Genomic DNA, 9,780 nt, shown 5'->3' on the forward strand with positions numbered 1-9,780 from the left:
GGACGCCCCTTGTTATCTTATTTTTTCCCAAATGGAAAAACGAAATTAACTCTTGGCTCAACTCTTTTTTGAACTTCGTATTTGGTGTTATCTCCGACTCTTATCGGCTTAAATGTCCATTGATAAAGCATACTTATAACGATAAACTTTACAGGTTTATATCCAACCTCAGCATATAGTAATGAGCGTTCGTCAAGACGAAAAACATCTCCAAAATCTTTTATATTTCTTCTGTCATATCCAGCATCAAGCACAATTGTCGGTAAAATCTGAGGAAGTTCAAGGTCAAGGTGAAGCGTTCCGCTCTCCGGTGTCCCATCTAACTGTTGATAGCTTCCAACGATTTGTAATTGTCCGAGGAGCGTGAAGATTAGCTCGCCGTAAATTCCAGCGTTTTTCTTTGCATTTCTTAACGCTTGGAGCTTGCTTGTTGCGTTTATGGTATCTCTTAAATTAAATCTTTCAATTTCGTAAAAATAATTGAAGTAACTTGGTAAAAATTGATCGCCGAAGTTTCTTCGTTCAATTTTTGCACCTATGTTTAGGATGCCAAGACCGCGGAGCTCAAAATTGCTTCCGTATGCAATTCCACTGCCATAGTTTAAAAACTTAACATAATCAAAATATACATCCCAACCGAAAATTTTTGATCTAATGATCGGCAATCCGATATCAAGACCAATTACATCAGGTCTTTCCCAATCTCTGACTATTGTTCGTTTTACTGGGTCGTAGTGAGCGATTGCATCTTTGTTTAAATCAGTTGCATAGGTTGCACCAAGTTCAAGATTCCCGATAATGGGAATTTCTCCCGCAGGTGTAAATTTCAAAGGTCTAACATATCCGCGAAGCCCAAATACGCCTATTTTCCTCAAATCGCTAACGACAGATTCAAATCCAAATTTTCCGAAATCAACATCAAATTCAAGCCCAACTTTTCTGTCGTCATAGCTTGCGTTGTTTTTGTAATAATAAATAATTGTTCCGTGTCCAAGTCGTGCGTAGTCAAGCGCACCAAGTCGTGCATAAAACGGATCTCCTTTTAATCCATATCTCACATATCTTATTGCTCTCAAGAAATCATAAAATTCGTTCCAATCCTCTGTTCTTATTTTCCCATCGTTTACTCCAATTCTCAAGTTAACATCAAAACCGATCCCAATTTTGCCAAATGCGATTTCAGGTGAGATGTTGAGAAGGTAATATGGCTTTCCATCAAACCAAGATAGCCCAAGCCCACCTGCAAATTCACCGCTTGTTTGAGGTGTTGGCGGTGTAGTTCCTCTTTGAACTCTTCGTTGTGAGTATGCGGAAGTAAACAAAAGGATCAATGCTAATAAAATTATAGCTTTTCGCATTTTGAGTTGAAATTTTATTTTTAAATTTTTTCAGCCGAAAACTAATTTACAAATAAAAAATGCTGTAAGCAAGCCAGTTATATCTGAGATCACACCTGCTGGAACTGCATGTCTTGTTTTTCTTATGTTCACGGAGCCGAAGTAAACCGCAAGCACATAAAAAGTTGTTTCAGTGCTTCCATACATAGTTGAGACAAGAAGCCCGAGGAATGAGTCAGGTCCATATGTTTTCATTATCTCCGTCATAATCCCGAGCGAGCCACTTCCAGAGAGTGGTCGCATCAAAGCCATAGGTAAGGCTTCAGCTGGAAAACCAATTAAATTTGTGATCGGGCTTAAAATCGCAACAAGGACATCCATTGCACCACTTGCTCTGAAGATCCCGATTGCAACGAGCATAGCAACAAGGTAGGGAATTATTCGCACTGCTACATTAAAACCTTCCTTTGCTCCTTCAACGAATGATTCGTAAACTTTAACTCTTTTTGCAAATCCATAGATCAAGAAGGTAAAGATCACGAAAGGTATTGCGATGACAGAGATTATGTTCATTATTTCCCTGAAACTCATTGCTGTTCCTCGCTTTTGTTTTCTTCAAGTTCTTTTTTGAAAATTTTCAACCTTTGGAAAATTTTCGCAGCGGTCACACCTGCAATAGTTGCTGCAAATCCACCGACAATTGTTGTGCTTATTATCGCAGCTGGATCTGCCGAACCAAGCGCAGCTCTAACTGCAATTGCCGTAGCAGGTATTAGTGTCATCCCACTTGTGTTGATCACGAGAAAAGTCACCATTGCATCGCTTGCTGTGTCTTTCTTCGGATTTAATTTTTGCAGTTCTTCCATCGCTTTAAGCCCAAGGGGCGTTGCTGCGTTCCCAAGTCCGAGCATGTTTGCTGAGATGTTCATTATCATGGCGCCAATTGCTGGATGTTCTGGAGGGATCTCTGGGAAAAGTCGCTTTGTTAATGGCTTTACAGCTTTTGCAAGCAGATTTATCAAGCCAGCAAGTTCACCTATCTTCATTATCCCGAGCCAAAGGGCCATTATTCCGATCAAACCTATCGCAATCTTGACCGCAAGTTCTGAATATTCAATCACAGCGTTTAAAACTTGCTTTATCTTAACAAGCGAAACTCGTTCAAAGACGATTGATGCGTTGTAAGTTTTCTCTCCAGATTTTTCAAACTTCAGAATGTTTGCAATAAGTTTATCCGTGTTCGTTCCCTTGCCCTTTGCCATTGACTTCCAAAATTCGGGCGTATTTTCAGATATTAGCAAAGTTATAGTTCCTTTCCCGTCATCTTTTAGGTTTAAGATCACCTCATTTTCAACGATATCTTGTGTAAAGTTCTTGAGCGAATAGAAATCTTTGTAATAATCACCGCTCGCCTTTAAAATTCCTTTAACTTGAGCCCCAGGTTTGATTTCTTCATTGACCTCAATCGTTGCTTTGAATTCAACGCCGTTTCTGTATTTGTTTATTGAGCTTTCGTAAACATCTGTCCCCACCGCTGTGATGATACCAATTACTATCAAAGCAAGCCAAATGTAGTTCATCATAGTTCCTTCAGCCCCTTTGTTTTAAAATGTAAATGTTTTTCCTAAATGGGAAGGATGAGTTTCCGTTTTTGTTCCTAACGATGACATCAAGCTTGTGGATTCCATCGGTAAGTTTAAAATTAGGTGTGAACAAAATAATTGAGAAATTTTTTGCGTCAATTGTAGTGATAGAGTTTCGGTCGACCTGGAGCGAGTCAATTTTTATCTTTATGCTTTCTTTATCTATTCCCGATTTGTCCGATACTTTTATCATTATCGTTGGAGTTGCGGATGTTAGAATTGTATCTGAAAGAAGTTCAAGTTTTGGAATCCCTGCTTGAATGTATTTTGCAAGACCTTTGAAGATGCCCCACGCTTCAATTTGATTGAATTCGTCAATGCTTAATTTTCTTTCTTCATATTCGTTTGTGAAGAAAGTACACTCAACGAGGACAGCTGGCATTGTTGCATTTCTTAGGACATAAAAACCTTGTTTTGGATAGATTATGTAATCGGACATCGTTCCATCAAAGCTTGCAAGCGAGCCGGAGATTCGCAGTGCGTAAGCGAGGTCTCTTTGTATGTATCTTGCGATGTCTTTGTTAGATGGATGGAAGCGTGGGTCGCCTTCAACTGCGTGATACCAAGTTGAGGCGTAGTAAGTGTTCGGATCGCCGGGTGATGCGTTGTGATGAATTGAGATGAAAATATCCGCTCCACTTTCGGTTGCCATCTTAACTCTATCTTGGAGCGAAACCGTCGTATCTTTATCTCTTGACATAAAAACAGTTGCTCCAGCTCGTGTGAGGTAATCACGAAGATAAAGGGCAACTTTTAAATTTACATCTGCTTCAACAACTCTTCTTTTAATTCCGACGCTTCTTCTATCTTGTCCTCCATGTCCAGGGTCAATAAAAATTTTCCATCCCTTGAGGAACTGGGAATAAAATTTAATAACTGAATCTTTTCTTTCTGGTGGATTCCATTCGCTTGGTGTGACATAGTAAGGTTTAGGTGCACAGCCGAAGGCAAGAAGCAGTAAGAAGGAGAGTAAAACTTTGGGAAATTTTCGCATAAGAGAGCTTTTTTGACTAAATATAAAACTTAAAAGCAATTGTTTCAATTAAAAATTTGGTAAGCGCTTGAGAATGTGAAGAATAGGCTGAAGTTGCAGATTCAGTTTTGACATCTTTAACAAAACTGATAAAAACATTTTTAGAGCTGGCGGTGGGATTTGAACCCACGCCCTGCTGATTACGAATCAGCTGCTCTACCGCTGAGCTACGCCAGCTTGTGCTAAAATTTAAAAATTTTCAGCATCAAATACAACTTTTAAACTCGTTAAAAACTTCGCACTTGTAAAATTAAGTCCTGTTTTTTAAATTAACCTACGAAAACAAACCTACCATTAAGGAGGGAATTTTCATGGTTAAAAAGCAAAATGGTTCACAGGGTTCGGTTCGGGAAAAGTCCCCGAAACGAAAAAAGGAAATTGAAAACGGCTCAATGAGTTCGGCTCGGGAAAAGTCCCCGAGGAAAAAAATGAACAACGAAGAAAAATACTCAATGGAAACCCACCTTATCTATGGTCGTTCCTTCACTCCAAAATGGGAGTATTCGCATCATGTAGTTCCACCGATTTCGGCATCTGCGACATTTCGTCTTGAATCGGCACAGCGTGGAGCGCTTGGGTTTTTGCAATTTGCTCATACCGTAGATGATGAAGAAGTTGAATTAAAAGCCCCAATTTACATTTACGATCGTCTCGGCGAACCAAACAAGGAAATGCTTGAAGAGTATCTTGCTTATGCTGAACAAGGTGAATCTGCGGTAACATTTGCCTCTGGAATGGGAGCTATCTCTGCGGCGCTTGGAATCTTAACCAAATCAGGTGACGAGATAATCGCTCACAAACTTTTATACGGCTGTACTTACGAGCTTTTAACTTATTGGTATCCGAGGTATCAAATCAGCACAAAATTTGTTGACCTTCGCAATCTTTCAAACCTTAAGAAATCCATAACCCAAAAGACGAAAGTTGTTTATTTTGAAACACCTGTCAATCCGACACTTGAGCTTATTGACATAGCGGGCGTTGCTGAAATTGTCAAAGAAGAAAACAAAAAGCGTAGCCCTGAGGAAAGAATTTATGTCGTCGTTGATAACACATTTGCGACTCCGTTTTGCCAGCGACCTCTCACGCTTGGAGCTGATTTCGTTGTTCATTCATTAACAAAGAATATCGGCGGATTTGGCACAGATATGGGAGGAGTTGTGATCGGTCCGAAGTGGAGTCGCGATCAATTATTGCTATATCGTAAAGATTTTGGAGGGGTCCTCGGCACAAAAAGTGCTTGGACAATTCTTGTCTACGGTTTGCCAACGCTTGCCTTGAGAGTTCGCCAGCAGGAAAAAACAGCAATGGAAGTTGCAAGGTTTCTCAGCTCTCATCCAAAGGTTCAATATGTAAGCTATCCTGGGCTTCATACATTCCCACAGTATGAACTTGCCAAAAAGCAAATGGTTGATTACGAAGGAAACTTCGCTCCCGGGACTTTGATTTACTTCGTCATCAAAGATGAATCACCTGAAGGAAGAAGAAAAAGAGCAGAAAAACTTATAAACTATCTTGCTAAAAACGCTTACAGCATCACTCTTGCAGTGAGCTTGGGAAATATAAGAACTTTGATTGAACATCCAGGTTCAATGACTCATGCGACAATTCCGGCGGAAGAGCAACTGAGAAAGGGAATAGATCCAGGTGGAATCCGCCTATCAATTGGACTTGAAAAAGTTGATGACATAATTCTTGACTTAAGCGAAGGGCTTGCTAGAATTTAAGACAACAAATGAGCAAAAGAGGTGTGAGTTTAGAACCATACCTTATTAAACCCGAAATCTTTTCGCAATATGACAATATATTAGCAGTTTTAACGACGAAAAAATTTGTTAATTCTGACGACGAATTTAATCTTGGCTTCACGATAAATTCGGATGTTGAAAAAGTAAAGGGAAACCGAGAGATTTTACTTGAACAGCTTGGCTTAACGAAAGATCAACTTGCTATACCAAAGCAGATACATAGCGCGAATGTTTGCATAGTTGACAAGCCAGGCATATATGAAAACTGCGATGCTCTCGTGACGAACCAAAAGAGGATTTATCTCGTTGTTAGCATTGCTGACTGCGCTCCTGTCTATGTTTACGATGAAGTTAAAAATGTCATCTCTTTAATTCATTGTGGATGGAAGGGCGCAAGGGAAAAAATCGTTGAAAAAACAATTAAAACGATGATTGAAAGTTTTGGGAGCGATCCAAGTAATTTGATTGCACATATCGGAGCGTGTGCTTCAGTTTGTTGCTATGAGGTTGACAAGGAATTTGAAAATTTTTTTGATGCGAGATTTTTGAGGTTCAAAAGAAATGGTAAATTTCACTTTGATCTAAAAGGGGAAATTTTTTCGCAGATCGTTAAATTTGGTGTTGACTTCCGAAACATTAGCGTAAGCAGATATTGCACCATATGCGAAACGGATTTGTTTCATTCGTACCGAAGGGATAAAGATAAATCTGGGCGAGTGTGGGCACTGTTTGGAATAAGGGAATGATTATGAAAAAATCTTCACAGGAATAACTCCAACAAGGGAGGTTCTCTGTGAACCTCCCTTGGATCAATGATTAAGCACTGCTTCAACGCGTCTTATTTCTGGCGCTTCGCGGATTATAACTCTTTCTATCCCAGCTCTTAATGTCATCATTGAAAGCGGGCAACTACCGCAAGCACCTGTCAATTTTACTTTAACGATATTATCGTCTGTGATTTCAACAAGTTCAACATCTCCGCCATCCGCTTTAAGATATGGTCTTGCGGTTTCAAGTGCTTTTAAAACTCGTTTTTTAAGTTCTTCTCTGTTTTTCATAGTTTGATTTCTATCTTTGGCATTGCTTGTTGTTTGAAGCTAATTATGCTCACGCGAGCTGCAAGTTTTCTGGCAATTTCTTTTATAATTTTGGTTTCTTCTGTTTCTGGATACGAAATTGGGACGGGTTTACCTGAATCACCGCTTACTCTTATTCTTGTGTTAATTGGTATCTCGCCTAAAAATGGGACATTAAATTTTTCGCTTGCCTTTTTACCACCGCCGTGATCAAATATATCATCTCTTTTTCCACAGTGAGGACAGATGAAATAACTCATGTTTTCAATTATTCCAAGTATAGGGACATTAACTTTTTGAAACATTTTTATCGCTTTTCTCACATCTGCTAATGCAACATCTTGCGGTGTTGTAACTATCACTGCACCAGTTAATGGAATCGTTTGGACGAGGGTCAATTGAATATCACCTGTTCCAGGTGGTAGGTCAAAGATCAGATAATCAAGCTCTCCCCATTCAACATCTGTCATAAACTGTCTTACTGCACCACTTGCAATTGGACCTCTCCAGATTAAAGCTGTATCGGGATCGTCAAGAAGTAAACCTATTGAAATTAGTTTAACTCCGTATTTTTCAATTGGTTCAATTTTTTTGCCATCGGATGTTAGATTTGGTTTTTCATCAACGCCAAACATGATAGGGACATTTGGACCGTAGACATCTGCGTCTATTAGACCAACTTTTGCTCCATCAAGGGCGAGTGCAACTGCAAGATTTACAGCTACTGTTGATTTTCCGACACCACCTTTTCCGCTTGCGACAGCGATTGTGTTTTTAACATTTGGAAGCAACACATCTTTTTGAGGGCTAAGATGTTTTGGGACTTGAGCTGACATTTCAACGATAACTTCATCAAAACCAAGTTTTTTAACTTTTTCTACTGCTTCGTCTTTTATTTTATCTTTCACTGGGCAAGCTGGCGTTGTAAGTTCAATTTTGATATATGCTTTTTTAGAGTCAATTTTGATGTCTTTAACGAATCCGAGCGAGACGATATCTTTATGCAAGTCGGGGTCGTAGATTTCTTTTAATGCGTTGATTATTTCATTTTGGTTTCGCATCGTGCATTTTGATTTGTTTTGAAAAATCTTTCTAAACTTAATAAAAAATGTGTGGATAAAAAAGTTTCGTTGAATTGGGCAAGTAATTTGAATTGTGATAGGATGCTTGTTTTAGCGGTTTGGGTCAAGTTTATAAAATTTATCGGTTTATTGTGTGTGCTATGTTTTCAATATTCGTTATTTCGTTTGCCGAGAATCGCGTGAATAAGTTAACAGTAAATTTTCCGAATATCTCATTGTCTTTCAATCAATTATTTCGTTTTGCCACTTTCCTTGACACTTTGTCAGTCCGATCCTCGGCAAAATTGGGGGTAAAAGTTAACACAAAAGGGCTTGACTTTTGATTGGGAATTTATTATATTTAAGTGTGTGATTTGCGGTGTTTGAAGTATTATTTTACCCTGGGTTTGAATCGCACCTGTGAGGGATTGAAACATTTGCTTTACAGTGTTAATAAAAAGTTTATTCTTATGTTTGAATCGCACCTGTGAGGGATTGAAACTATTTTTTTTGTCTCATTTTGCCCAATCGCCTGCCTGGTTTGAATCGCACCTGTGAGGGATTGAAACTATTGTTCAATTTTTGTAGGGGTTATACCCACAGCGTAAGTTTGAATCGCACCTGTGAGGGATTGAAACCATTTTTATATTACATTTGTTATTTATGGTCGTTATTGTTTGAATCGCACCTGTGAGGGATTGAAACAAGAGGAAATGATTACGAACCTAAAAGATAGAGATTTGTTTGAATCGCACCTGTGAGGGATTGAAACAAATCCTTCTTTTTAGGATTGTAAACCATCACAATTTGTTTGAATCGCACCTGTGAGGGATTGAAACTAAAATGAACGTAATAATTTAAAAAACCAGTAGCAGTTTGAATCGCACCTGTGAGGGATTGAAACAATCTACAAATTCAGCTCTTGCCTCTTCTTCGGTTTGTTTGAATCGCACCTGTGAGGGATTGAAACTTGATAAGCGCTTGTGAGGCGGATAAATGATCTATAAGTTTGAATCGCACCTGTGAGGGATTGAAACTATTTTTTATTTTTTTATTTTTTTAAAAAAATACTGAAGTTTGAATCGCACCTGTGAGGGATTGAAACAAATTTTGACTGATTCTTCTTTTTTTTCGTTCAAAAGTTTGAATCGCACCTGTGAGGGATTGAAACAAGTAAGGAAAGATAGTGTTTGAATATATATACTTGTGTTTGAATCGCACCTGTGAGGGATTGAAACAAATATAATTAGAAAGATTTTCAAGCTTCATTTTCAGTTTGAATCGCACCTGTGAGGGATTGAAACATAGAAATAATAACCGTCCTTCAGCTTGGTTCCCTGTTTGAATCGCACCTGTGAGGGATTGAAACCATAAACACACAATTGCACTATCGCACTTGCACAATGTTTGAATCGCACCTGTGAGGGATTGAAACTTTACTTTGAGAAGCACATCTGCCGGGGGGTTTCCTGGTTTGAATCGCACCTGTGAGGGATTGAAACATTGTATTTTTTTATTCACGGCAACTCATTCTTTTGTGTTTGAATCGCACCTGTGAGGGATTGAAACATCGTCCAAATCCAATCTTTTATAATCCGTCGCTTTAGTTTGAATCGCACCTGTGAGGGATTGAAACTTTCACTTACTTTGCTTGAGAATAAGAAAAAAAGAAATGTTTGAATCGCACCTGTGAGGGATTGAAACTTTTTGTTTGAGTTAAGTTTTTGTTAAGTCTGTTGTGTTTGAATCGCACCTGTGAGGGATTGAAACACAATTTTTGACATAGCAAATTACTTCACAAGTTTTGTTTGAATCGCACCTGTGAGGGATTGAAACAAGGAAATAATTGATTTAAATTAAAAACAAAAACAGGTTTGAATCG

Annotated in this window: 8 protein-coding genes, 1 tRNA gene and 1 CRISPR repeat array; of the genes, 2 read left to right on the plus strand and 7 right to left on the minus strand. The window is 38.7% G+C overall.

The genetic code is table 11. The annotated features are described in order from the left end of the window. Window positions 1-17: 17 nt before the first annotated feature. The 5 genes from NZ923_07295 to NZ923_07315 all read right to left on the minus strand — a co-directional run bounded on the left by NZ923_07295 (window position 18) and on the right by NZ923_07315 (window position 4,190). Complete coding sequence (locus NZ923_07295; protein ID MCS7229824.1) at window positions 18-1,358, minus strand: hypothetical protein; 1,341 nt, start codon at window positions 1,356-1,358, stop codon at window positions 18-20. A 30-nt stretch (window positions 1,359-1,388) separates the two neighbouring features. Next, window positions 1,389-1,928, minus strand: coding sequence for a spore maturation protein (locus NZ923_07300; GenBank protein ID MCS7229825.1), 540 nt, complete (start codon window positions 1,926-1,928; stop codon window positions 1,389-1,391). After that, window positions 1,925-2,920: a hypothetical protein gene (locus tag NZ923_07305; protein MCS7229826.1), complete on the minus strand. Its 996-nt coding sequence runs from the start codon at window positions 2,918-2,920 to the stop codon at window positions 1,925-1,927. The genes NZ923_07300 and NZ923_07305 overlap by 4 nt, the downstream gene beginning before the upstream one ends. 7 nt (window positions 2,921-2,927) lie before the next feature. After that, window positions 2,928-3,974: an N-acetylmuramoyl-L-alanine amidase gene (locus NZ923_07310; GenBank protein MCS7229827.1), complete on the minus strand. Its 1,047-nt coding sequence runs from the start codon at window positions 3,972-3,974 to the stop codon at window positions 2,928-2,930. 144 nt (window positions 3,975-4,118) lie between these two features. After that, a tRNA-Thr gene (locus NZ923_07315) sits at window positions 4,119-4,190 on the minus strand. Between the two features lie 134 nt (window positions 4,191-4,324). Between NZ923_07315 and NZ923_07320 the strand changes: the two genes are divergently transcribed. Beyond that, complete coding sequence (locus NZ923_07320; protein ID MCS7229828.1) at window positions 4,325-5,740, plus strand: aminotransferase class I/II-fold pyridoxal phosphate-dependent enzyme; 1,416 nt, start codon at window positions 4,325-4,327, stop codon at window positions 5,738-5,740. 23 nt (window positions 5,741-5,763) lie between these two features. Further along, window positions 5,764-6,507 carry a peptidoglycan editing factor PgeF gene (gene pgeF, locus NZ923_07325; protein MCS7229829.1) on the plus strand — a complete coding sequence of 248 codons (744 nt, stop codon included), beginning with the start codon at window positions 5,764-5,766 and terminating at the stop codon, window positions 6,505-6,507. A gap of 63 nt (window positions 6,508-6,570) precedes the next feature. Here pgeF and NZ923_07330 read toward each other — a convergent pair whose 3' ends face one another. Next, window positions 6,571-6,819, minus strand: a complete 249-nt coding sequence (locus tag NZ923_07330; protein ID MCS7229830.1) for a NifU family protein — start codon at window positions 6,817-6,819, stop codon at window positions 6,571-6,573. Continuing rightward, complete coding sequence (apbC, locus tag NZ923_07335; protein ID MCS7229831.1) at window positions 6,816-7,925, minus strand: iron-sulfur cluster carrier protein ApbC; 1,110 nt, start codon at window positions 7,923-7,925, stop codon at window positions 6,816-6,818. The genes NZ923_07330 and apbC overlap by 4 nt, the downstream gene beginning before the upstream one ends. 378 nt (window positions 7,926-8,303) lie before the next feature. Next, a CRISPR array of direct repeats spans window positions 8,304-9,734; the repeat unit is 30 nt; unit sequence GTTTGAATCGCACCTGTGAGGGATTGAAAC. Window positions 9,735-9,780: the final 46 nt, after the last annotated feature.

The sequence above is a fragment of the Candidatus Kryptonium sp. genome, from assembly GCA_025060635.1.
Classification (GTDB): domain Bacteria; phylum Bacteroidota; class Ignavibacteria; order Kryptoniales; family Kryptoniaceae; genus Kryptonium.